Genomic DNA, 21,379 nt, shown 5'->3' on the forward strand with positions numbered 1-21,379 from the left:
CAACGGTCAAGCAACCGGCATGCTGGGTCCGGTCTCACGAAAGTGAAGAAATGGCGCACGGGGTCATTGCTGTTTCTCGGAAAAAAGTTGTATAAGTTCTGTAGCTTTTGAGAGAGGACGGATCATGTCGTTTAAAGACCCATCATTGTTTCGCCAGGCGGCCCTCGTCGGTGGCGAGTGGATCGAGGCGGACGCAGCAAACGCGATCGAAGTGAACAACCCCGCGACGGGCGAGATCATCGGTCGGGTGCCGAAGCTCGGCGCCAAGGAAACCAAGGCGGCGATCGAGGCAGCGCGCCTGGCCCAGAAGGCCTGGGCGGCCCGCACCGCCAAGGATCGCGCCGGGATCTTGCGCAAATGGTTCGAGCTGATGATCGAGAACAAGGAGGATCTCGGCCGCATCCTGACGCTCGAGCAGGGCAAGCCGCTGGCGGAAGCAACAGGCGAAATCGTCTATGGTGCAAGCTTCGTCGAATGGTTCGCCGAAGAGGCCCGTCGTCTCTATGGCGACCTGATCCCGGGCCACCAGCCCGACAAGCGCATCCTTGTGATGAAGCAGCCGATCGGTGTCGTTGCGGCGATCACGCCGTGGAACTTTCCGAACGCGATGATCACCCGCAAGGCCGGCCCGGCTTTTGCTGCCGGCTGCGCCATGGTCCTGAAGCCGGCCGCCCAGACGCCGTTCTCGGCGATCGCCATTGCGATCCTTGCCGAGCGTGCCGGCCTGCCCAAGGGCCTCTTCAGCGTCATCACCGGCTCTGCCCGCGAGATCGGCGCCGAAATGACCTCCAACCCCGTGGTGCGCAAGCTGACCTTCACCGGCTCGACCGAAGTGGGGGCCGAGCTCTATCGCCAGAGTGCGGCCACCATCAAGAAACTCGGCCTCGAGCTCGGCGGCAATGCGCCGTTCATTGTCTTTGACGACGCCGATCTCGATGCGGCGGTCGAAGGCGCGCTGATCGCCAAGTTCCGCAACAACGGCCAGACCTGCGTCTGCGCCAACCGCATCTATGTGCAGGACAAGGTCTATGACGCCTTTGCCGACAAGCTCGCCAAGGCGGTGGCCAAGCTGAAGATCGGCAACGGCGTCGACGAGGGCGTCATACTCGGCCCGCTGATCGACAAGGCGGCGCTCGACAAGGTCGAAGAGCACATTGCCGATGCGACGTCCAAGGGCGCGCGCGTCATCCAGGGTGGCAAGCGCCACGCGCTCGGCGGCACCTTCTACGAGGCGACGGTTCTGGCCGATGTCACGCAGGCGATGGCGGTCGCGCGCGAAGAAACCTTCGGACCGGTGGCGCCGCTCTTCCGCTTCACCGACGAAGCGGACGTCGTCGCCCAGGCCAACGACACCGAATTCGGTCTCGCCTCCTACTTCTACGCCAAGGATCTCGCGCGGGTGTTCCGGGTGGCCGAAGCGCTGGAATACGGCATGGTCGGCGTCAACACCGGGCTGATCTCGACGGCGGAAGCGCCGTTCGGCGGCGTCAAGCTCTCCGGCCTCGGCCGCGAAGGCTCGCGCTACGGCATCGAGGAGTTCACCGAGATCAAATACGTCTGCCTCGGCGGCGTTGCGTAAAACAGGCGAAAATCCAACTTGCAGAAAACCGGCCAAAATTTTGGCCGGTTTTCTTTTGCCAGCAAGCCGTTAGTGTTTGCAGTTGAGACTAATTATGGCGACGAGCGTTGCCCTCACCCTAGCCCTCTCTCTACAAGCAAGGAGAGGGGACCTGCGATCGTGCGGCATCGTCCTTCTCCTCGTCCTTGACGGGGAGCGGGTGCAGGTGGATGAGGGGCGGTAGGGTCTCCACGCGACGTTTAAGGAGAGTAGGCATGCCGGCACCCGTGAACCTTTTCAAGGCAGCTCTGCGCGAAAACCGCTTCCAGCTTGGGCTCTGGGTGGCGCTCGCCAGCCCTTACGCGGCTGAAGTCGTGTCGGGCAGCGGCTATGATTGGCTGCTGATCGACGGGGAGCATGCGCCCAATGACATTCCGCTGCTGGCGGCACAGTTTCGCGCCGTTGCGGCATCGGCGAGCCATGCGATGGTGCGTTTGCCGGTTGGCGATACGGTGCTCATCAAGCAGATCCTTGATACCGGCGTGCAGACGCTTCTGATTCCGATGGTCGAAAGCGTCGAGCAGGCGCAGCAGCTGGTGCGCGCCACCCGCTATCCGCCCCACGGCGTTCGTGGGGTTGGCGCAGGACTTGGCCGTGCCTCGCAGTTTGGCCGCATCGCTGACTATCTTCAGACAGCCGGCGAAGAAATCTGCCTGATCCTGCAGATCGAAAGCCGGGCGGGGCTTGACGCGCTCGACGAGATCGCCGCGCTCGATGGTGTCGACGGCCTCTTCATCGGCCCGTCGGACCTGGCGGCCGACATGGGCTACCTCGGCCAGCCCGGCCACCCGGATGTCCGCGCGGCCATCGCCGACGCCTTTGCCCGCATCAGGAAGGCCGGCAAGGCAAGCGGTATCATGACGCTCGATCTCGAACAGGCCCGAGACTATCGCGCGCTCGGTGCCGATTTCATGGCAATCGGCACCGACGTCACGTCGCTGGTGCGTGCGACGACGGCGCTGCGGCAGGATTTCCTCGGCCAGGCAGCGCCGACTCTAAAGAAGACTGAATCCGGCTACTGATCGGCGATCGCCATCAGCTTGGGCATCGGCACCCCCGGGCTCCAGCGCTGGAGCCCACGGATTCGACGCTCGATCTTTTCCTGATGGTGGTTGGCGATATCGCTAATGCGGTGATTGAGGAACGGGTTGCGGAACCGCTCCAGCGTCGCGGCGACATAGTCGGCCGCCTCGCTTTCAAGATGTCTTGCCGAAAAGGCGGGCAGGACTTCGGTACGGTAGATGGCGTCGAGTCGGGCCGCGACGGTGGCATCGGCGAGTATCTCGCGAACAGTCTCGTCACCGTCGCGCCCTTGCTTGAGCCAGATATCCGCAAGCACCGTGTGGCCGAGATTGAGGATATGCAGCTTCAGCTTCTCATGGGGCGTCAGGTCGTCGACGAGTTTCACCGACGGGTGGAGGCAGGGGAGCTGCAGACCGGGCTGGTTTTCGATTGCCCAGAGGGCATAGGGTTCGGCAATCGCGCCGGCGGGCTCCAGCGGTTCGGAGACGATGCGGTCTACCAGCGTGTTTGCCCAGACGACCGCCTCGTCCAGCCAGCGGGCATAAGCGGCGTCTTCGATGCGCTCGGCCGCGAGCCGCAGCATCAGCGCCTTCAGCACATCGCCGTTACGTGAAACGAGCTCGCAGGGAAGGATCGTCAGCGGCCGTCGGCTGATATTGAAGCGCGCCTTTAGCAGGAGCAGAAGTTTGCCCGGGAAGGAACGCGGGATCTCGGTTGCCCGGTCGTCCCCGCCGATCTGGTAGCCCGTATCGCCGGTATTCGAGATCAGGATTTCGGCCTCATCGGCAATAACCTGCTGGACCTCGTTCCAGTTTTCGCTGGTCGAAAGCGCCCGTGTTACGCTGGTCACACGTTCTGTCCGGTCAATTCGCGCGCCGTGGAGGAGGCCACGGATGACGATCGGAAAGCCCTCGGGTCTGGTGAGCGCTGCAAGTCGTCCCGAGCGCTCCTTCGACCCGGTTGTCTGCACCACCGTGATCGGTCCCGGTGCCGCTCCCGTCTTCAGCGCCTCGCTGATGAAGAGATCGGCATGCGCCTGCAGAAAGCGGCTCGTCCCGAATTGCACGATCGGCGTCGGCATGCGTTCGCTCCGATAACTGGCTATGGAATGGATTGAAGAAGGGTCTCGCGCGCGGACTGGAGATGCCGGCGGCAGGCCTGTTCGGCCCTTGCCGGATCGTGCGAGCGCAATGCCTCGATATAGGCGAGATGTTCTTCGAGCGCCCGGGCGTTGCGCTGCCGGGCATTCGTCTTGTTCCACTGGTAGTGATAGTGGAAGACGATGGCGATGATGTCGTAGAAGTCGACGATGAAGCGGTTGCTTGATGCCTTGTGCACCAGGAGATGGAACTGTTCGTCGAGTTCGGAAAATTCCCGGTAGCGCTTGTCGATGTCGGCCAGGATCTCCCGGTGTAGCGCCTCGATCTTTGTCAGTTCGTCCCAGGCCGGGTGGTCGTCCGGAAGAGCGACGAAACGTGCGGCCGAGCGCAGCTCGAACATTTCGCGCACTTCCGTCAACTCCAATGCGAATTCGCGCGTGAAGCCTTTGAGGATCCAGTGGCTGTTCGGCCGCTTCTCGATCAGGCCGAAGCGGCTGAAGCGGATCAGGAATTCGCGCACGCTGGTCGTGCCAGTGCCGATTTCGCGCGCCAGTTCGAGCTCGTTGATTTGCATACCCGGTTCGGCGCCGCCAGCGAGAATCCGGCGCATGAAGCTGCGCTCGATGATCTCGGCAAGCGAATCAGTCTCTTCCGTCGGAAAGTAGTCGTCGGGGCGCGGCTGCCGCAGGACGCTTTTCTTGCGCTTGTCCCAGGTGATGAGCTGCAGTTCCTCGAAGCGACCGAGGATGGCCCGCACCGTCGTCCGGCTGACGCCAAGCACCTGCCCGAGCTCCGGTTCGGAGGGCAGGGAGGATGTGTCAGCCAGCAGCTTCAGGCAGCGGTTATAGGCATCCTTGAAGACGGTGTTTTGTTTTGCCATGGGCTTAAGTCCGGCCGGTTCGAATACTCTGCGACTACGCGGAGGCTCCTCTATCCCGTTGATCCGATTTTGTCTCCGTTCCAATCGTCGACGTTTGATCCTCCCACTCCGACGACTGACCTCGTCGCCGCGGTCTTTCTACATAATACCCATTGACGACAATCTGTCTATTGTAGATAAAAGACAAAACAAGTTGGCCGCTCCAATGAGCCATCAGGGAGGAAATCGGGTGTCTGCGCCGTCCACGATCCTGCTTTCGCCGGAGGACAATGTCGTCGTCGCGACGCTTGCGATCGCGGCCGGTGACGCCCTGCCAAACGGCGCCCGCGCGGCGGCAAAGGTCGATGCCGGCCACAAGATTGCGATCCGACCCATCAAGGCCGGGGAACCCGTTGTCAAATATGCCCAGGCCATTGGCCGGGCGACCCTCGACATCGCGGCGGGCGAACACGTGCATTCCCACAATCTCGCCTTCGATAGCGGCCGTCTTGCAATTGGCGCGCAGGGGATGCCGGAAGTAGCGAGCGAATCCGACAAGGCGCGCACATTCCACGGCTACCGGCGCGGCGACGGTCGCGCAGCCACACGAAACTACATCGGCGTCATCGCCAGCGTGAACTGTTCCACCACGGTTTGCCGCGCCATCGCCGAGGAGGCGAACAGGCGCATCCTGCCGAAGTATGAGGGCATCGATGGTTTCGTACCGATCGTGCACGACCAGGGTTGCGGCATGTCGTCCACCGGTGACGGCATGGCCAACCTGCACCGCACGCTCGCCGGCTATGCCCGCCATGTGAACTTCGGCGGCGTGCTGATGGTGGGTCTCGGCTGCGAGGTCAACCAGTTGACGCTCTACGGTCAAAGCAGTGCCGGCGCCGAGAAACGCCATTTCAACATCCAGGAGGCCGGCGGATCGCGCCGTTCGGTGGAAAAGGCGCTCGGCATTCTCGACGAGATCGCCGCTGAAGTCGGCAGGGAACGCCGGGTCGCAATCCCGGTGAGCGAGATCGTCGTCGGCCTGCAATGTGGCGGATCGGACGGCCTTTCGGGCATTACCGCCAATCCGGCGCTCGGGGCGGCGGTCGACATACTGGCGGCCGCCGGCGGCACCGCAATTCTCTCCGAAACCTCGGAAATTTATGGCGCCGAGCATCTGCTGCGCAGCCGTGCCGTCAGCGAGGCGGTGGCCGTGAAGCTCGATGGCCTGATCGCCTGGTGGGAGAATTACGCGGCGATGCACGGCGCCTCGCTCGACAACAATCCTTCGCCGGGCAACAAACGCGGCGGCCTGACGACCATTCTCGAGAAGTCGCTCGGCGCTGTCGCCAAGGGTGGCCGTTCGCCGCTGAACGCCGTCTACCGCTACGCCGAGCGGGTGACCGAGCACGGGTTGGTCTTCATGGATACGCCCGGCTACGACCCGGTATCGGCGACCGGCCAGGTCGCTGGCGGCGCCAATGTCATCGCCTTTACCACCGGTCGCGGCAGCTGTTTCGGCTGTCGCCCGGCGCCGTCGATCAAGCTCACCAGCAACACGGCGCTCTTCCGAGCGATGGAAGAGGACATGGACATCGATTGTGGCGTGATCGCTTCGGGTGAAGCAACCATTGCCGGGCTCGGCCGCGAGATATTCGACCTGATCATCGACACCGCATCGGGCCGCAAGACCAAGAGCGAACTCTTCGGCTATGGCGACAACGAATTCGTGCCCTGGCATCTCGGGGCGACGCTTTAGAACCTGACGACCGGCATCCTTGGGGGAGGAGAACAGGGAATGCAGACGAGACGGATCGGTCGGACCGGACTTTCGGTGACCGAGTACAGCTTTGGCGCCGCCGGCCTCGGTGGCCTCTACCGGGAGTGCACGCGCGACGCGGCCATGGCGACCCTGGATGCCGCCTGGCAGTCGGGCATGCGCTATTTCGACGTGGCGCCCTTCTATGGGCTCGGCCTTGGCGAGCGCCGCGTGGGCGATTTCCTGCGGGATAAGCCGCGCGACCAGTTCGTCCTCTCCACCAAGGTCGGGCGGCTGCTTTATCCGGTGCCGGAAGACAAGGTGCCTGACTATTCCTATGTGAAGCCGCTCAATTTCGACGTCAAATACGACTACAGCTATGACGGCATCATGCGCTCCGTCGAGTTCAGCTATGCCCGGCTCGGTCTCAACCGCATCGACATCCTCTATGTCCACGATATCGGCGTCTACACCCATGGTGCCGCCCGCAATACCGTCTATCTCAAGCAATTGCTGGACGGCGGCTTGAAAGCGCTGGAGGAGTTGAAATCATCCGGGGTGGTCGCTGCCTATGGTCTCGGCGTGAACGAAGTACCGGTTTGCCTCGACGTCATACGCCAGGCGGATATCGACTGCATTCTGCTTGCCGGCCGTTACACTCTGCTCGACCGCACCGCGGTCGCAGAGCTCCTGCCGCTTTGCGAAAAGAAGCAGACGTCGCTTGTGGTCGGAGGCGTGTTCAACTCCGGCATCCTGGCGACCGGTCCTGTCGATGGTGCCCATTTCGACTACATGCCGGCGACTGCCGAAATCAGGCAGAAAGTCGGGGCCATGGACGAGATTGCGCGTAGGATGGGGGTGCCGCTTGCAGCGCCCGCCATGCGGTTTCCGCTTGGTCATCCGCTGGTCGCCTCCGTGCTTCTCGGAACCGCCAAGCCCGAGAGCCTGAGGCGCAACATGACACTTCTAAAACACAGGTTCTCGGCAGCCGATCTTGCTGCCTTTGAGCCATTTACGCTGGTCGCGCCTGAACTGGGGGATGAGCCGGTTCGCGTCTAGCAGTCGGGGCCGCAAGGGCGGCCGGAAATGCTTTCCCGGCCGCTTGCCAAGCCGGAACTGTCGTACTAGCATCTGAATATGTTTTTTATCGATAAAAGGTCGATAAGCCGGCACCTGCGATCGATCTCCAAGACGTGGAACACGGTGCACTGAGAGGAGAAACCTGGGATGAGCATTCTGAAAAGCAGCCTTACCCGTCGTACCTTCACCGCCTTGGCGAGTGCGGCAATGATCGCCGGCATGACGCCGGTCGCGTCCTTTGCCCAGGACGTGACGATCCCGATCATCGTCAAGGATACGACGTCCTTCTACTGGCAGATCGTCTTGGCGGGCGCGCGCGCCGCCGGCAAGGATCTCGGCGTCAATGTGCCGGAACTCGGCGCCCAGGCCGAATCCGACATCAATGGCCAGATCAGCATTCTCGAGAACGCGGTCGCCGGCGCCCCTGCTGCCGTCGTCATTTCACCGACCGAGTTCAAGGCGCTCGGCAAGCCGATCGACGAGGCAGCCAAGGCCGTGCCGATCATCGGTATCGATTCCGCCGCCGACTCGAAGGCCTTCGCGTCGTTCCTGACCACCGACAACGTCCAGGGCGGCCGCATCGCCGCCGACGGTCTCGCCGCGGCGGTGAAGGAGATGACCGGCAAGGAAGAGGGCGAAATTGCCATCATCACCAACCTGCCTGGTGTCGGTTCGCTCGACCAGCGCCGCGAAGGTTTCCTTGATCAGGTCAAGACCAAATATCCGGGCTTCAAGGTCGTCGCCGACAAGTATGCCGACGGTCAGGCAACCACCGGCCTCAACATGATGACCGACCTGATCACCGCCAATCCCAATCTGGTCGGCGTCTTTGCGTCCAACCTGATCATGGCGCAGGGTGTCGGCCAGGCGATCGCCGAAAACAAGCTCGGCGACAAGATCAAGGTGGTCGGCTTCGACAGCGACGACAAGACGGTCGGCTTCCTCAAGGAAGGCGTCCTCGCGGCTCTCGTCGTTCAGGATCCCTATCGCATGGGCTATGATGGCGTGAAGACGGCCCTGGCCGTCTCCAAGGGTGAGAAGGTCGAGGCGAATGTCGATACGGGCGCCAACTTGGTGACCAAGGCCAACATGGCGGACCCGAAGATCGACGCGCTCTTGAACCCGAAGATCAATTGACGATGGCGGCGGCGGGCTCTTCGCCCGCCGCGCCTGCTTGCGACCGGAACGAGGACCGGTCGCAAGCAATCTCTGCGATGGGAGGAATGCGCAGATGACCGAGTTGCAAGAGGCACGCGACACCAGGACCGAAGGCCTGCAGGTGGCGACGCGCCATCCGGTTCCAAAGGGCGAGCCGATCCTGGAACTGCGCGGCCTGCAGAAGAAGTATGGCGCGGTCGAAGCGCTGAAACCGGCCTCCCTGACGTTTCTTTCCGGTGAGATCCACGCGATCGTCGGCGAAAACGGCGCCGGCAAGTCGACACTGATCAAGCTTCTGACCGGCGTCATCCGGCGCACGTCCGGCGAAGTCTTCTGGTGTGGCAGGCCCGTGCAACTGGCCACGCCGCAAGAGGCGATCGAGCGCGGCATCAACGCCGTGCATCAGGAGGTCGTGCTCTGCTCTCACCTGACGGTCGCCGCCAACATGTTTCTCGGCGATGAGATCAACCGCAGCGGCCTGATGCGCAAGCGCGCCATGACCGACGCGGCCCAGCGCGTGCTCGACGATCTCGGCTTCAACCTGCCGGCCGGTGCTGTGCTTGGCAGCCTGACCATCGGCCAGCAGCAACTCGTCGCCACTGCCCGTGCCGCCATGCGCGGTACGCAGTTCCTGATTTTCGACGAGCCGACGGCCTATCTCACCCGCCAGGAGTCGGCTCAGCTCTTCCGGCTGATCCGCAGGCTTCAGGCCGAAGGCGTGACCATCGTTTATATCAGCCATCGCATGGAGGAAGTTTTCGAGCTTGCCGACCGGGTCTCGGTCCTGCGTGATGGCACCCATGTCGGCACCCGCAAGATTGCAGAGACCAACGAGGCAGAACTGATCGCCTTGATGATCAACCGCACGATCGAGCAGATCTATCACAAGGAGCATTTCCCGCCCGGCGAGGTCATTGTCGAGACGCGCGGCCTCAGTGGTCCCGGCTTCCGGGATGTCTCGCTCACGGTTCACGCCGGCGAGATCGTCGGCCTTTATGGGCTGATCGGGGCAGGCCGCAGCGAGTTCGCGCTCGGGCTCTATGGCCGCCATCGACCGACAGCCGGTGAGGTCTACTGGCAAGGGCGCAAGGTGGAGATCGCCAGCGAACGCACGGCCATGGATCTCGGCATCGCGCTTGCGCCGGAAAGCCGCCGCGACCAGGGCCTCTGCCTCAATCTGCCGATCGGCCTCAACATCAATCTGCCGGTCTTTGGCCGGCTGACGCGCGGGCTGACGATCAACGGGCAGCAGGAGCGGGAGAACGCCGATCGCCAGATCCGCGACCTGAAGATCAAGACACCGTCGCGTCGGGTGCTGGCGTCTGCCATGTCCGGTGGCAACCAGCAGAAGATCGTCATTGGCAAATGGCTGAGCCATGGGGCCAAGCTGTTCATTTTCGACGAACCGACCGTCGGCGTCGACGTTGGCACCAAGGCGGAAATCTACCGGCTGTTCGCGCGGCTTCTCGAGAAGGGGGCAGGTATCATTCTGATCTCCTCCTATCTGCCGGAAGTCTACGAATTGTCCGACAGGCTGCATGTCTTCCGGCGCGGGCAGCTGGTTGCGAGCCACGACTATCGCGCCGCCAGCCATGAGGAAGTGCTGACGCAGGCGATCGGCGTTTGAACGGATAAAAACAAACTCGAGGGAGCAGGGAGGAAGACGATGAGTGCGGAAACGGTGGAAAGCGGCGCGAGCGCTGCACCGCGCAAAGGCGTGAGCATTCTGTTTGGTCTTACCCTTCTGGGGCTGCTGCTGTTCCTCTGGTTGCTGCTTGGCTTTGCCACCAACAGCTTCTGGACACCCAACAACATCAGCAACTTGCTGCGCCAGGGCGCGATGACGGCGATCCTCGCGGTCGGCCAGACCTTCGTCATCATTACCGCCGGCATCGATCTTTCGGTCGGCGCCGTGGTCGGCTTCACCAGCGTCATCGTCGCCTGGCTGCTTGCGGCTGGCGTGCCGCTGTGGGCCGCGATCCTGCTCACGCTCGCCTTCGGCGTGCTGATCGGCGCCTTCCACGCCTTCGGCATCGTGCGCATGGGCCTGCCACCGTTCATCATCACGCTGGCCACGCTCACCTCCTTGCGCGGCATCGGCCTCCTGATCACCAACGGCTCGACGATCTCGATCACCAACGAGGCCTTCACCAACTTTTCCCGCGCGGACTTCCTCGGCGTGCCCAGCCTGTTCTGGATGGTGATCGTGGTGGCGATCCCGGCCTATGTCTTCCTGCACCTGAGCCGCTTCGGTCGCTATCTCTTCGCCGTCGGCTCCAACAGCGAAGCCGCACGCCTCTCCGGCGTCAATGTCCACCGCACGATCTATCTCGCCTATATCCTGTCTTCGACCTGCGCCGCCTTCGTCGGCCTCTTGCTTGCTTCGCGCATCGGCATCGGCAATGCCACCCAGGCCGAAGGCTGGGAACTGCAGGCGATCGCCTCCTCGGTCATCGGCGGCACCAGCCTGTTCGGAGCGGTCGGCTCGGTGCACGGGCCGTTGCTCGGCGCCTTTATCCTTGCAACGATCAACAACGGCGCCAATCTCCTGAACGTCAACTCGTTCTGGCAGCGCATCATCACCGGCGTGCTGATCATCGTCATCGTCTATTTCGATCAACTCCGGCGCCGCAGCGCCCGCTAGGCGCTGCCGCCTTTGAGAGAACTGTCATGAAAGCCGTGCTCTGTCTCGAACCCGGCCGCCTGGAGGTCGTTGACCATCCACCGGCTGAAATTGTGCCTGACGGTTGGGTGCGTCTCGCCGTCAGCCATGTCGGTATCTGTGGCACCGACTACCATATCTTCGCCGGCAAACATCCGTTCCTCGAATACCCCCGCGTCATGGGCCACGAGATCTCTGCAACGGTCGTTTCCGGTGGCCGGGGCACGGAGATCGCCCCCGGTACATCTGTCGTGGTCAACCCCTATCTGTCCTGCGGCACCTGCGCTGCCTGTCGCCACGGAAAGCCGAACTGCTGCACTGCCATCAAGGTGCTCGGCGTGCACACCGATGGTGCCTTTTGCGAAGAAATCGTCGTGCCCGAGGGTAATCTTTATCCGGCGCACGGCCTGTCCGCTGAAGCTGCGGCGACGGTCGAATTCCTGGCGATCGGTGCCCATGCGGTTCGCCGCGCATCCACGGATGCGGGCGCGCGGGCGCTGGTCATCGGCGCAGGGCCGATTGGCCTCGGCACCGCGATCTTCTCACGCATAGCCGGCCATCAGGTGACGCTCGTTGATACCAGCGACGAACGGCTGAACTTCGCCGCCGAGAAACTCGGCTTTGCCAATGGCATCGTCGCGGATGCTGATGTGGCCTCACGCATAGCCGAAGCGACGGAAGGGGACGGCTTCGACGTCGTCTTCGATGCCACCGGGTATAGTGGCTCGATGCAGGCCGCCTTCGCCTATGTCGCCCATGGCGGCGCGCTGGTCTTTGTCAGCGTCGTCAAGGACGAGATAAGCTTCTCCGATCCGGAGTTCCACAAGCGTGAGATGACCTTGATCGGCAGCCGCAATGCGACCCGCCAGGACTTTGATCACGTCGTCGCGTCGATTGCTTCCGGCCTTGTGCCTGTGGAGGCGCTCATCACCCACCGCACGACGCTGGATGGAGCAGTGGCCGATCTTCCGCGATGGGCCGATGAAAAGTCGGGTTTGGTCAAGGCGATCGTCAAGGTGGCTGCTGCATGAGCGAGGGCGGCCTTGTTGCATTGCCGCAGGGGCCATGCGCGACATTCGCTCCATTTTCTTCCTGAAAATGCCGGCATAGGCTCTCAACGTACGAAAATAGCGGAAAACCGCCAGTTTCGGACAAGCTCGTTTGCAAATCGTCAGGAATCCAGATTCATTCTGGTCACAGGCCTTGTATCGAGTCGAGCCGGGTATATTTGTTGCACTGCACAAGAAAAGTGGTAGTCTGGCAGCGATTGCGGACACCAAGACAAACAATCGCAAGCTTGCGTCCGACCGGGAGCGGCGTTGTCGTTGATTGAACCAAGGGGTACGCTTCCCATGTTCTACCAGCTCTATGAACTGAACCATGCGATGATGGCGCCGTGGCGCACGGCAGCCGACGCCATGCGGCTTGCCTTCAGCAACCCGATGAACCCCGTCTCGCACACCTATTTCGGCCGGGCCGCCGCTGCCGGGCTCGAGGTTTTCGAGCGCTCGACCCGGCGCTACGGCAAGCCGGAGTTCGGACTTCCCCAGACGATCATCGATGGTCAATCGGTTTCCATCTACGAGCGCATCGTCTGGCGCTCGCCGTTCTGCAACCTCATCCATTTCGAGCGCGCTTTGCCCAAGGGCCGCGCTGCAGACCAGAAGGTGCTGATTGTCGCGCCGATGTCCGGCCACTACGCAACCCTGTTGCGTGGCACGGTCGAGGCATTGCTGCCGCATTCTGACATCTACATCACCGATTGGATCGACGCGCGCATGGTGCCGCTCAGCGAAGGCACCTTCGACCTTGATGACTATATCGACTACGTCATCCAGATGCTGCATTTCCTCGGGCCGGACACCCACGTGATCGGCGTCTGTCAGCCGGCCGTTCCGGTGCTTGCCGCCGTCGCACTGATGGAGACTGCCGATGATCCGCTGTCGCCGGCAACGATGACGCTGATGGGCGGGCCGATCGACACGCGCATCAACCCGACCGGCGTCAACCAGCTGGCGGAAGAGCGCCCGATCGAATGGTTCCGTGACAATGTCATCATGCCGGTGCCGTGGCCGCAGCCCGGCTTCATGCGCATGGTCTATCCGGGCTTCCTGCAGCTTTCAGGCTTCATGTCGATGAACCTCGACCGCCACCTGATCGCCCACAAGGAGTTCTTCGCCCATCTGGTGAAGAACGACGGCGATGCCGCCGAGAAGCACCGCGACTTCTATGACGAGTATCTGGCGGTCATGGACCTGACCGCCGAATTCTACCTGCAGACCGTGCAGGTGGTCTTCATGCAGCACGCGCTGCCCAAGGGCGAGATGATGCATCGCGGCAAGCGTGTCGACACGACGGCGATCAGGAAGGTCGCGCTTTTGACCGTCGAAGGCGAGAACGACGATATCTCCGGCGTCGGCCAGACCAAGGCGGCGCAGACGATCTGCACCAACATCCCCGACCACATGCGCATGCATTACATGCAGCCGGATGTCGGCCACTACGGCGTCTTCAACGGCACGCGCTTCCGCCGGGAAATTGCCCCGCGCATCGTCGCCTTCCAGCGCGAGCATTCGCGCCATGTGAAGCCGGTCAAGCAGCTGATCAAGGGCGGCAAGTCGGCGTAGTCTAGCAAAACGGGTCGTTTTGGCCGCGTAGAGTCAAGGGTTTGTCCGAATCCGGGGGAGGGTGCCTTGCAGAGCCAAGGGCGCCTTCCCACATCGTTTTCATCGGGTCGCATGGGCGACCCGGATGATTGCGAGGAATCCTGAAGATGAACCAATCTGCAATGATCCGTCCGGATTGGACGCCCGCGACCATCGCCCTGATGGTGCTTGGCTTCGTGGTCTTCTGGCCGCTCGGCCTGGCCATGCTCGCCTACATCCTGTTCGGTGAAAAGCTGAAGACTTTCAAGAAAGACGCCAACGACACGGTGGATGGCATGTGTTCGGCGTTCAAGCGCAATGGTCGCCGTCCCAACTGGACGCACCGCACCGGCAACGTCGCCTTCGACGACTGGCGTGAAGCCGAGCTTGCTCGCCTTGACGAGGAGCGCCGCAAGCTCGACGAGATGCGTGAGGAGTTCGACACCTATGTGCGCGAGCTTCGCCGCGCCAAGGACCAGGAAGAGTTCGACCGCTTCATGCGCGACCGCAAGAACGGTGGCCCCGGCCCGATCGTCGACGCCCAGTAATCCGAAAACGCTTCCGGCGTTTCACATGAAACGCCGGATTATCTTTTTGGCGCCGTTCGGCGCTGTAGGCGAAGGCCCCGCGAATCGGTTAGAAAGCCTGCATGTTCCCTTCCTTCAAGCGGCGCATCCAACCTGCTCCCCCCGCCACGACGCGGCAGATCGAGGTCGCCGGCAAGTCTCTGCCGCTGACGATCAAGCAGAACGCACGCGCGACCCGCATGACGCTGCGCATCGAGCCGGGCGGCCGGGCATTGAAGCTGACCGTTCCTCAAGGCTTGCCTGAGCGGGAGGTCAACGCCTTTATCAGCCGGCACCAGGGCTGGCTGATGACCAAGCTTGCGCGCTTCTCGGGCGAGAGCCAGATCGAGGAGGGCGGCTCGATTCTGATCCGCGGCGTCTCGCACCGCATCGAGCGCACCGGCAAGATCCGCGGCCTGACGGAAGCGGTGATGATCGACGACGATCCGGTGCTGCGGGTCAGCGGCGACGAGGAACACCTCAACCGACGCATCGTCGATTTCTTGAAGAAGGAAGCGCGCCAGGATCTCGACCGGCTTGTCGCGATCTACACCGGCCGCATCGGTCGTCGTGCGAAGTCGCTGTCGCTGAAGGATACGCGCAGTCGCTGGGGCTCCTGCTCGGCCGACGGCGCCCTCAGCTTCTCCTGGCGGATCGTCATGGCGCCGCCGAAGGTCATCGCCTATCTCGCCGCCCATGAGGTCGCACATCTTAAGGAGATGAACCACGGGCCGGATTTCTGGGCGCTCTGCGCAAGGCTATGCCCCGAGACCGAAGAGGCCAAACGCTGGCTCCGGCGCAACGGCACCATGCTGCACGCGATCGATTTCGATTGAACAGCGTGCTGAACTATCGCCCGTGCTGACAGGATGACCCTATCCGCGAGCGCGCATCGCCTCGCGGATCTTCTCGTCGGTCTTGTACTGGCTAAGCGCATAGACCGACCAGATTGCCGCCGGTACCCAGCCGATCAGGGTCAGCTGCAGGATCAGGCAGACAAGCCCGGCGAAGGGGCGGCCGATGGTAAAAAACTGCAGCCAGGGCAGGATAAGCGCGAGCAAAAGGCGCATCAGTCTCTCCATTGTGGTAAAATTCATATGGTGAAAGCCGACTGGACCCGCAAGAGGCGTCAACCGCTCCTGGGACATTGTCGGCCGGCGCCGTTGAAAGTGGCGAAACGGCTATCGATATGTCACTGAAGATGATGCTGGCGAAGCGGCTTTGAGGCCGCTTACCGGTCAGTTGCGCGTTGGTTTTTGGCTCGACTCGCGCGACATTTCATGCAAGGTCGCTTCTCATGAAAACCGAAGTCAAGATATGCGGGCTGAAGACCGCGGAAGCGGTGGATCGCGCTGTGGCGCTTGGCGCATCGCATACCGGCTTCATCTTCTTTCCGAAAAGTCCGAGAAACATCGAGCCCGATGATGCCGGTCGCCTGGCGGACCGTATTCGCGGCCAGGCGAAAATCGTTGCGGTGACGGTCAATGCCGACAATGACGAACTCGATGAGATCGTCTCGGCGCTTAAGCCCGACATCCTGCAGTTGCATGGCGGCGAGAGCCCGGAACGGCTGCTAACGGTGAAGGCGATCTACGGCCTTCCAGTCATGAAGGTCTTTTCGGTCCGCGAAGCGGCCGATCTCGAAAAGATCGACGCCTATGTCGGGATTGCCGATCGCTTCCTTTTCGACGCCAAGGCCCCGGCGGGTTCAGATCTGCCTGGAGGCAACGGCGTTTCCTTTGACTGGAAGCTGCTGGATGCGCTTGACGGAAGCGTCGATTACATGCTTTCCGGTGGTCTGAACGCCGAAAACATCGGCGAGGCCATGGCGCAGACCGGCGCCCGCGCCATCGATATCTCCTCCGGCGTCGAGAGCGCGCCGGGCGTCAAGGATCTGAAGCTCATGGAATCGTTTTTCAATGCCGTTCGCCAGGCGGAGGCGGGCATGCCACGGTTAGGGAGCAGGACGTGAACCAGGCGCCAAAGTTGAATTCCTTCCGGGGCGGCCCGGATGAAGACGGTCGTTTCGGCATTTTTGGCGGCCGTTTCGTCGCCGAGACCCTCATGCCCTTGATCCTCGACCTGCAGAACGAGTGGGACAAGGCGAAGAACGATCCGGCCTTCAAGGCGGAGCTGGAACATCTCGGCGCCCATTACATTGGCCGGCCGAGCCCGCTCTATTTCGCCGAACGGCTGACGGCCGAGCTCGGCGGCGCCAAGATCTACTTCAAGCGCGAAGAGCTGAACCACACCGGTTCGCACAAGATCAACAATTGCATCGGCCAGATCCTGCTTGCCAAGCGCATGGGCAAGACCCGCATCATCGCTGAAACCGGTGCCGGCCAGCATGGCGTCGCGTCGGCGACCGTTGCCGCCCGCTTCGGCCTGCCCTGCGTCGTCTACATGGGCGCGACCGACGTCGAGCGCCAGGCGCCGAACGTCTTCCGCATGAAGCTGCTCGGTGCCGAGGTGAAGCCGGTGACCGCCGGCAGCGGCACGCTCAAGGACGCCATGAACGAGGCGCTGCGCGACTGGGTCACCAATGTCGACAACACCTATTATTTGATCGGCACGGCCGCCGGCCCGCATCCCTATCCGGAAATGGTTCGCGATTTCCAGGCGGTCATCGGCCAGGAAGCCAAGGAGCAGATGCTGGCAGCCGAAGGCCGGCTGCCGGATCTCGTCGTTGCCGCCGTCGGCGGTGGCTCGAATGCGATCGGCATCTTCCATCCGTTCCTCGACGACGAAAGCGTCAAGATCGTCGGCGTCGAAGCTGGCGGTAAGGGCATCGAGGGCGACGAGCATTGCGCCTCGATCACCGCCGGCTCGCCCGGCGTTCTGCACGGCAACCGCACCTATCTGCTGCAGGACGGCGACGGCCAGATCAAGGAAGGCCATTCGATATCGGCCGGCCTCGATTACCCTGGTATCGGGCCGGAGCACGCCTGGCTGAACGATGTCGGCCGCGTCGAATATGTGCCGATCATGGACCACGAGGCGCTCGAAGCGTTCCAGACGCTGACCCGCCTCGAGGGCATCATCCCGGCGCTTGAGCCGTCGCATGCGCTTGCCGAGGTGATCAAGCGTGCGCCGAAGATGGGCAAGGACGAGATCATCCTGATGAATCTCTCCGGTCGCGGCGACAAGGACATCTTCACCGTCGGCAAGATTCTGGGAATGGGGCAGTAAGATCATGACCGCACGCATGGACAAGAAATTTGCCGATGTGGCGGCCGAAGGACGTCCGGTCCTCGTCACCTACTTCATGGGCGGCGATCCGGATTTCGAAACCTCGGTCTCGATCATGAAGGCGCTGCCGAAGGCCGGCGCCGACGTCATCGAGCTCGGCATGCCTTTTTCGGACCCGATGGCCGATGGCCCGGCCATCCAGCTTGCCGGCCAGCGTTCGCTGAAGGGCGGCCAGACGCTTGCCAAGACGCTTGAGATCGCCCGTCGCTTCCGCGAGGACGACCAGCGCACGCCGATCGTGCTGATGGGCTACTACAATCCGATCTATATCTACGGCGTTGATCGCTTCCTGACGGATGCGCTTGCCGCCGGCATCGACGGCCTGATCGTCGTCGACCTGCCGCCGGAGATGGACGACGAGCTCTGCATCCCGGCGCTTCAGAAGGGCATCAGCTTCATTCGCCTGGCGACGCCGACGACGGACGACCGTCGCCTGCCGAAGGTGCTCGAAAACACCTCCGGTTTCGTCTATTACGTGTCGATGAACGGCATCACCGGTTCGGCTCTGCCCGACCCGTCTTTGATCGCCGGCGCCGTCGGACGTATCAAGGCGCACACCAACCTGCCGGTCTGCGTCGGTTTCGGCGTCAAGACGGCGGAACATGCAAGGGCCATCGGTGCATCCGCCGATGGCGTGGTCGTCGGTACGGCCATCGTCAACCAGATCGCGTCGAGCCTGACCGAAGAGGGCAAGGCAACCGATGCGACGGTTCCGGGTGTCGAAGCGCTGGTAAGAGGGCTCTCGGCCGGCGTGCGTTCCGCACGCCTCGCAGCAGCCGAATAATTGCCTATATTAGCGCGCACAACCCGAAGGAAATCTTCAGGAGTTACTAAGTGAACTGGATCACAAACTACGTTCGGCCGAAGATCAACTCGATGCTGGGCCGCCGGGAAGTTCCGGAAAACCTCTGGATCAAGTGCCCGGAAACCGGCGAGATGGTGTTCCACCGCGATCTCGAGGAAAACAAGTGGGTCATCCCGCAGTCGGGCTTCCACATGAAGATGCCGGCCAAGGCCCGGCTCAAGGACCTGTTCGACGGCGGCATCTATGAGGCGTTTCCGCAGCCGAAGGTTGCTCAGGATCCGCTGAAGTTCCGCGATTCCAAGAAGTACTCGGACCGCCTGCGCGACAGCCGCGCCAAGACCGAGCTCGAAGACACGATCGTTGCCGGCCTCGGTCGCGTTCAGGGCGTCAAGCTTGTCGCCGTCGTGCACGAGTTCAACTTCATCGGCGGTTCGCTTGGCATGGCCGCTGGCGAGGCGATCATCAAGGCATTCGAAAGGGCGATCGCCGAGAAGTGCCCGCTGGTCATCTTCCCGGCTTCGGGCGGCGCCCGCATGCAGGAAGGCATCCTGTCGCTGATGCAGTTGCCGCGCACCACGGTTGCCGTCAACATGCTGAAGGAAGCCGGTCTTCCCTACATCGTCGTGCTCACCAACCCGACGACCGGTGGCGTGACCGCGTCCTATGCGATGCTTGGCGATATCCACATGGCCGAGCCTGGCGCCGAAATCGGCTTTGCCGGCAAGCGCGTGATCGAGCAGACGCTGCGCGAAAAGCTTCCGGAAGGCTTCCAGACTTCGGAATATCTGCTGGAGCACGGCATGGTCGACATGGTCGTCAAGCGCCATGACCTGCCGTCGACGCTTGCCCGGGTCCTCAAGATCCTGATGAAGAAGCCGGCCGAAGCCTCCAAGCTCAACGGCGGCACGCAGCCTGCCGCCTTGCCGGTCGCGGCAAGCGCTTAAAGTTCCTGTTCGCGCAGTGGTTTCCGATAACCGCTGCGCGACCAAAGCAGACAGGGCATGTCCGTGCCGGCGGATGACGGAGATGCCGCAGCATTCGATCGGATCGGGGCGGGGTGAGATGACAGCGGTGGAAGCCAGCCAGGCAGGCTACGAGATCGAAAAACTTCTCGCGCTGCACCCGAAAGGGTTCGACCTGTCGCTCGACAGGATCACCCGGCTTCTCGCCGCGCTCGGCAACCCCCAGGACCGCCTGCCACCGGTAATCCATGTCGCCGGCACCAACGGCAAGGGTTCGGCCACCGCCTTTTCCCGCGCGATCCTCGAGGCTGCCGGCCTCAGTGTCCACGTTCACACCTCACCGCATCTCGTCAACTGGCACGAGCGCTACCGTCTCGGCGTCAGGGGCGGCAAGGGCAGGCTCGTCAGCGATCCGGTGCTGGCCGACGCGGTCAGGCGCGTGGCCGAAGCCAATGGCGGCGAGAAGATCACCGTTTTCGAGATCCTGACCGCCGTTACCTTCCTGCTCTTTGCCGAACACCCGGCGGATGTGGCGATCATCGAGGTCGGTCTCGGTGGCCGCTTCGACGCCACCAATGTGATTGCCCGCCCGGCCGTCTCGGTGATCATGCCGATCTCGCTCGATCACCAGGCCTATCTCGGCGATCGGGTGGAGCTGATCGCCGCGGAGAAGGCCGGCATCATGAAGCGCGGTTGCCCCGTGGTCATTGGCCAGCAGGAAGAGGAAGCCGCGCGCGACGTGCTGATTTCGACGGCCGAGCGGCTTGGTTGCCCGATGTTCGTCTATGGCCAGGATTTCATGGCGCATGAGGAATTCGGCCGCCTCGTCTACCAGGACGAGGGCGGCCTTGCGGATCTGCCGCTGCCGAAGCTGCCGGGGCGCCATCAATATGCCAATGCCGCAGCCGCCATCCGTGCGGTGCGGGCTGCCGGCTTCGACGTGTCGGAAGCGGCGATCGAGAAGGGGCTTGCCGGCGTGCAATGGCCCGGTCGCCTGCAGCGGCTCACCAGCGGCAAGCTGACGCACTATGGACCTTCGGATGCCGAGATCTGGGTCGATGGCGGCCACAATCCGGGTGCGGGCCAGGTGATCGCCGAGGCGATGGCGAATTTCGAGGAGCGCGAATCGCGCCCGCTGTTCCTGATCATCGGCATGATCAACACCAAGGATCCGATCGGTTACTTCCGGGCTTTCCTTGATCTCGCCGAGCAGGTCTTCACCGTGCCGATCCGTGGTTCGGACGCAGGTCTTGATCCGGTGGCACTGGCGAGCGATGCGGCTGCGGTCGGTTTCGAGGCGTCGGCCGTCTCTTCCGTTGCCGAGGCGCTGACGATCATCGCCAATCTGGTCGACGAAGATCCGATGCCGCCCCGTATTCTGATCGGTGGCTCGCTCTATCTGGTCGGCGACGTTCTTGCCGACAACGGTACGCCACCGAAGTGATCGCCAGCCTCAGGTCGTTGAGGCACCAAGGGCACGTCCCGACAAGAAAAAAGCCCGGCTTGCCGGGCTTTTGAACGATCTCTAGCGGCAGGCCTCAGGCGGCTGCAGTGGAAATCCACGAGGAGAGAGCCGTCTTGGGAGCGGCACCGACCTTGATGTCGGCCACTTCGCCAGCCTTGAACAGGGCGAGCGTCGGGATCGAGCGAACGCCGTACTGGGCTGCCAGTTCCGGGTTTTCATCGATGTTGAGCTTCGCGACCTTGACCTTGCCGGCGAGTTCGTTCGAGATCTCCTCGAGGCTCGGTGCGATCATCTTGCACGGGCCGCACCATTCGGCCCAGAAATCGACAACCACCGGCTCGGCGGAGTTCAGCACTTCCTGCTGAAAATTGGACGTATCGACTTTTACAGTAGCCATAGGCTGCTCCTTGGTTCGGAATGGAGTATCCAGA

General features: G+C 62.6%; 20 protein-coding genes. 16 read left to right on the forward strand and 4 right to left on the reverse strand.

The annotated features are described in order from the left end of the window. Positions 1 to 124 precede the first annotated feature (124 nt). Both gabD and MKZ91_RS13740 read left to right on the forward strand, forming a co-directional pair. Positions 125 to 1,579 carry an NADP-dependent succinate-semialdehyde dehydrogenase gene (gabD, locus tag MKZ91_RS13735; RefSeq protein ID WP_336171414.1) on the forward strand — a complete coding sequence of 485 codons (1,455 nt, stop codon included), beginning with the start codon at positions 125 to 127 and terminating at the stop codon, positions 1,577 to 1,579. Positions 1,580 to 1,833: 254 nt separating this feature from the next. Beyond that, positions 1,834 to 2,640, forward strand: a complete 807-nt coding sequence (locus MKZ91_RS13740) for an HpcH/HpaI aldolase/citrate lyase family protein (RefSeq protein WP_336171415.1) — start codon at positions 1,834 to 1,836, stop codon at positions 2,638 to 2,640. Here the strand turns inward: MKZ91_RS13740 and MKZ91_RS13745 are convergent. Together MKZ91_RS13745 and MKZ91_RS13750 are read right to left on the reverse strand one after the other, a co-directional pair. Beyond that, on the reverse strand, positions 2,634 to 3,722 hold the full coding sequence (locus MKZ91_RS13745) for a mannitol dehydrogenase family protein (RefSeq protein ID WP_336171416.1): 1,089 nt from the start codon (positions 3,720 to 3,722) through the stop codon (positions 2,634 to 2,636). The genes MKZ91_RS13740 and MKZ91_RS13745 overlap by 7 nt on opposite strands. Positions 3,723 to 3,742: 20 nt before the next feature. Next, positions 3,743 to 4,621, reverse strand: a complete 879-nt coding sequence (locus MKZ91_RS13750) for a GntR family transcriptional regulator (RefSeq protein ID WP_336171417.1) — start codon at positions 4,619 to 4,621, stop codon at positions 3,743 to 3,745. A gap of 229 nt (positions 4,622 to 4,850) precedes the next feature. On the opposite strand from MKZ91_RS13750, the gene MKZ91_RS13755 reads away from it, so the two are divergent. The 9 genes from MKZ91_RS13755 (at position 4,851) to MKZ91_RS13795 (ending at position 15,303) form a co-directional block, all read left to right on the forward strand. Next, positions 4,851 to 6,356, forward strand: coding sequence for a UxaA family hydrolase (locus MKZ91_RS13755; protein ID WP_336171418.1), 1,506 nt, complete (start codon positions 4,851 to 4,853; stop codon positions 6,354 to 6,356). A 39-nt stretch (positions 6,357 to 6,395) separates the two neighbouring features. Beyond that, a complete protein-coding gene (locus MKZ91_RS13760) occupies positions 6,396 to 7,415 on the forward strand; it encodes an aldo/keto reductase (RefSeq protein ID WP_336171419.1) in 1,020 nt (339 codons plus the stop codon). A gap of 168 nt (positions 7,416 to 7,583) precedes the next feature. Next, complete coding sequence (locus MKZ91_RS13765; RefSeq protein ID WP_336171420.1) at positions 7,584 to 8,573, forward strand: ABC transporter substrate-binding protein; 990 nt, start codon at positions 7,584 to 7,586, stop codon at positions 8,571 to 8,573. Positions 8,574 to 8,667: 94 nt separating this feature from the next. Continuing rightward, the gene (locus MKZ91_RS13770; protein WP_336171421.1) at positions 8,668 to 10,221 is read left to right on the forward strand and encodes a sugar ABC transporter ATP-binding protein; all 1,554 of its coding nucleotides are present in this window, start codon (positions 8,668 to 8,670) and stop codon (positions 10,219 to 10,221) included. A 39-nt stretch (positions 10,222 to 10,260) separates the two neighbouring features. Continuing rightward, positions 10,261 to 11,238 carry an ABC transporter permease gene (locus MKZ91_RS13775; RefSeq protein ID WP_173517966.1) on the forward strand — a complete coding sequence of 326 codons (978 nt, stop codon included), beginning with the start codon at positions 10,261 to 10,263 and terminating at the stop codon, positions 11,236 to 11,238. 26 nt (positions 11,239 to 11,264) lie between these two features. Next, positions 11,265 to 12,287: a zinc-binding alcohol dehydrogenase family protein gene (locus MKZ91_RS13780; RefSeq protein WP_336171422.1), complete on the forward strand. Its 1,023-nt coding sequence runs from the start codon at positions 11,265 to 11,267 to the stop codon at positions 12,285 to 12,287. A 321-nt stretch (positions 12,288 to 12,608) separates the two neighbouring features. After that, the gene (gene phaZ / locus MKZ91_RS13785; RefSeq protein WP_336171423.1) at positions 12,609 to 13,883 is read left to right on the forward strand and encodes a polyhydroxyalkanoate depolymerase; all 1,275 of its coding nucleotides are present in this window, start codon (positions 12,609 to 12,611) and stop codon (positions 13,881 to 13,883) included. 146 nt (positions 13,884 to 14,029) lie between these two features. Then, complete coding sequence (locus MKZ91_RS13790; RefSeq protein ID WP_336171424.1) at positions 14,030 to 14,449, forward strand: DUF2852 domain-containing protein; 420 nt, start codon at positions 14,030 to 14,032, stop codon at positions 14,447 to 14,449. A gap of 101 nt (positions 14,450 to 14,550) precedes the next feature. Further along, positions 14,551 to 15,303, forward strand: coding sequence for a M48 family metallopeptidase (locus tag MKZ91_RS13795; protein WP_336171425.1), 753 nt, complete (start codon positions 14,551 to 14,553; stop codon positions 15,301 to 15,303). A 39-nt stretch (positions 15,304 to 15,342) separates the two neighbouring features. Here the strand turns inward: MKZ91_RS13795 and MKZ91_RS13800 are convergent, their stop codons facing one another. Further along, complete coding sequence (locus tag MKZ91_RS13800) at positions 15,343 to 15,537, reverse strand: YqaE/Pmp3 family membrane protein (RefSeq protein WP_336171426.1); 195 nt, start codon at positions 15,535 to 15,537, stop codon at positions 15,343 to 15,345. Positions 15,538 to 15,764: 227 nt separating this feature from the next. Between MKZ91_RS13800 and MKZ91_RS13805 the strand changes: the two genes are divergently transcribed. From MKZ91_RS13805 to MKZ91_RS13825, 5 genes are all read left to right on the forward strand, one after another. Further along, complete coding sequence (locus MKZ91_RS13805; protein WP_336171427.1) at positions 15,765 to 16,439, forward strand: phosphoribosylanthranilate isomerase; 675 nt, start codon at positions 15,765 to 15,767, stop codon at positions 16,437 to 16,439. Further along, complete coding sequence (gene trpB, locus MKZ91_RS13810; protein WP_336171428.1) at positions 16,436 to 17,656, forward strand: tryptophan synthase subunit beta; 1,221 nt, start codon at positions 16,436 to 16,438, stop codon at positions 17,654 to 17,656. Before MKZ91_RS13805 ends, trpB begins: the two co-directional genes overlap by 4 nt. A gap of 4 nt (positions 17,657 to 17,660) precedes the next feature. Beyond that, on the forward strand, positions 17,661 to 18,500 hold the full coding sequence (gene trpA / locus MKZ91_RS13815; RefSeq protein WP_336171429.1) for a tryptophan synthase subunit alpha: 840 nt from the start codon (positions 17,661 to 17,663) through the stop codon (positions 18,498 to 18,500). Between the two features lie 50 nt (positions 18,501 to 18,550). After that, positions 18,551 to 19,465 (forward strand): acetyl-CoA carboxylase, carboxyltransferase subunit beta, encoded by a 915-nt coding sequence (accD, locus tag MKZ91_RS13820; RefSeq protein WP_065376348.1) that lies wholly within the window; start codon positions 18,551 to 18,553, stop codon positions 19,463 to 19,465. 118 nt (positions 19,466 to 19,583) lie between these two features. Continuing rightward, the gene (locus MKZ91_RS13825) at positions 19,584 to 20,927 is read left to right on the forward strand and encodes a bifunctional folylpolyglutamate synthase/dihydrofolate synthase (protein WP_336171430.1); all 1,344 of its coding nucleotides are present in this window, start codon (positions 19,584 to 19,586) and stop codon (positions 20,925 to 20,927) included. Positions 20,928 to 21,021: 94 nt separating this feature from the next. On the opposite strand, the gene trxA is transcribed toward MKZ91_RS13825, so the two are convergent. Beyond that, the gene (gene trxA, locus MKZ91_RS13830) at positions 21,022 to 21,345 is read right to left on the reverse strand and encodes a thioredoxin (RefSeq protein WP_336171431.1); all 324 of its coding nucleotides are present in this window, start codon (positions 21,343 to 21,345) and stop codon (positions 21,022 to 21,024) included. Positions 21,346 to 21,379 lie beyond the last annotated feature (34 nt).

This window comes from Ensifer sp. MJa1 (assembly GCF_037026475.1).
Lineage (GTDB): Bacteria > Pseudomonadota > Alphaproteobacteria > Rhizobiales > Rhizobiaceae > Ensifer.

Excerpts from the sequence above, each read along its gene's own strand:
- MKZ91_RS13790 (WP_336171424.1), top strand. The coding sequence starts at position 14,030 with ATGAACCAATCTGCAATGATCCGTCCGGATTGGACGCCCGCGACCATC.
- trpA (WP_336171429.1), top strand. The coding sequence starts at position 17,661 with ATGACCGCACGCATGGACAAGAAATTTGCCGATGTGGCGGCCGAAGGA.
- MKZ91_RS13795 (WP_336171425.1), top strand. The coding sequence starts at position 14,551 with ATGTTCCCTTCCTTCAAGCGGCGCATCCAACCTGCTCCCCCCGCCACG.
- MKZ91_RS13780 (WP_336171422.1), top strand. The coding sequence starts at position 11,265 with ATGAAAGCCGTGCTCTGTCTCGAACCCGGCCGCCTGGAGGTCGTTGAC.
- trxA (WP_336171431.1), bottom strand. The coding sequence starts at position 21,345 with ATGGCTACTGTAAAAGTCGATACGTCCAATTTTCAGCAGGAAGTGCTG.
- MKZ91_RS13770 (WP_336171421.1), top strand. The coding sequence starts at position 8,668 with ATGACCGAGTTGCAAGAGGCACGCGACACCAGGACCGAAGGCCTGCAG.
- MKZ91_RS13805 (WP_336171427.1), top strand. The coding sequence starts at position 15,765 with ATGAAAACCGAAGTCAAGATATGCGGGCTGAAGACCGCGGAAGCGGTG.
- MKZ91_RS13825 (WP_336171430.1), top strand. The coding sequence starts at position 19,584 with ATGACAGCGGTGGAAGCCAGCCAGGCAGGCTACGAGATCGAAAAACTT.
- MKZ91_RS13760 (WP_336171419.1), top strand. The coding sequence starts at position 6,396 with ATGCAGACGAGACGGATCGGTCGGACCGGACTTTCGGTGACCGAGTAC.
- MKZ91_RS13800 (WP_336171426.1), bottom strand. The coding sequence starts at position 15,537 with ATGCGCCTTTTGCTCGCGCTTATCCTGCCCTGGCTGCAGTTTTTTACC.
- gabD (WP_336171414.1), top strand. The coding sequence starts at position 125 with ATGTCGTTTAAAGACCCATCATTGTTTCGCCAGGCGGCCCTCGTCGGT.
- MKZ91_RS13775 (WP_173517966.1), top strand. The coding sequence starts at position 10,261 with ATGAGTGCGGAAACGGTGGAAAGCGGCGCGAGCGCTGCACCGCGCAAA.
- phaZ (WP_336171423.1), top strand. The coding sequence starts at position 12,609 with ATGTTCTACCAGCTCTATGAACTGAACCATGCGATGATGGCGCCGTGG.
- MKZ91_RS13745 (WP_336171416.1), bottom strand. The coding sequence starts at position 3,722 with ATGCCGACGCCGATCGTGCAATTCGGGACGAGCCGCTTTCTGCAGGCG.
- MKZ91_RS13765 (WP_336171420.1), top strand. The coding sequence starts at position 7,584 with ATGAGCATTCTGAAAAGCAGCCTTACCCGTCGTACCTTCACCGCCTTG.
- MKZ91_RS13750 (WP_336171417.1), bottom strand. The coding sequence starts at position 4,621 with ATGGCAAAACAAAACACCGTCTTCAAGGATGCCTATAACCGCTGCCTG.
- MKZ91_RS13740 (WP_336171415.1), top strand. The coding sequence starts at position 1,834 with ATGCCGGCACCCGTGAACCTTTTCAAGGCAGCTCTGCGCGAAAACCGC.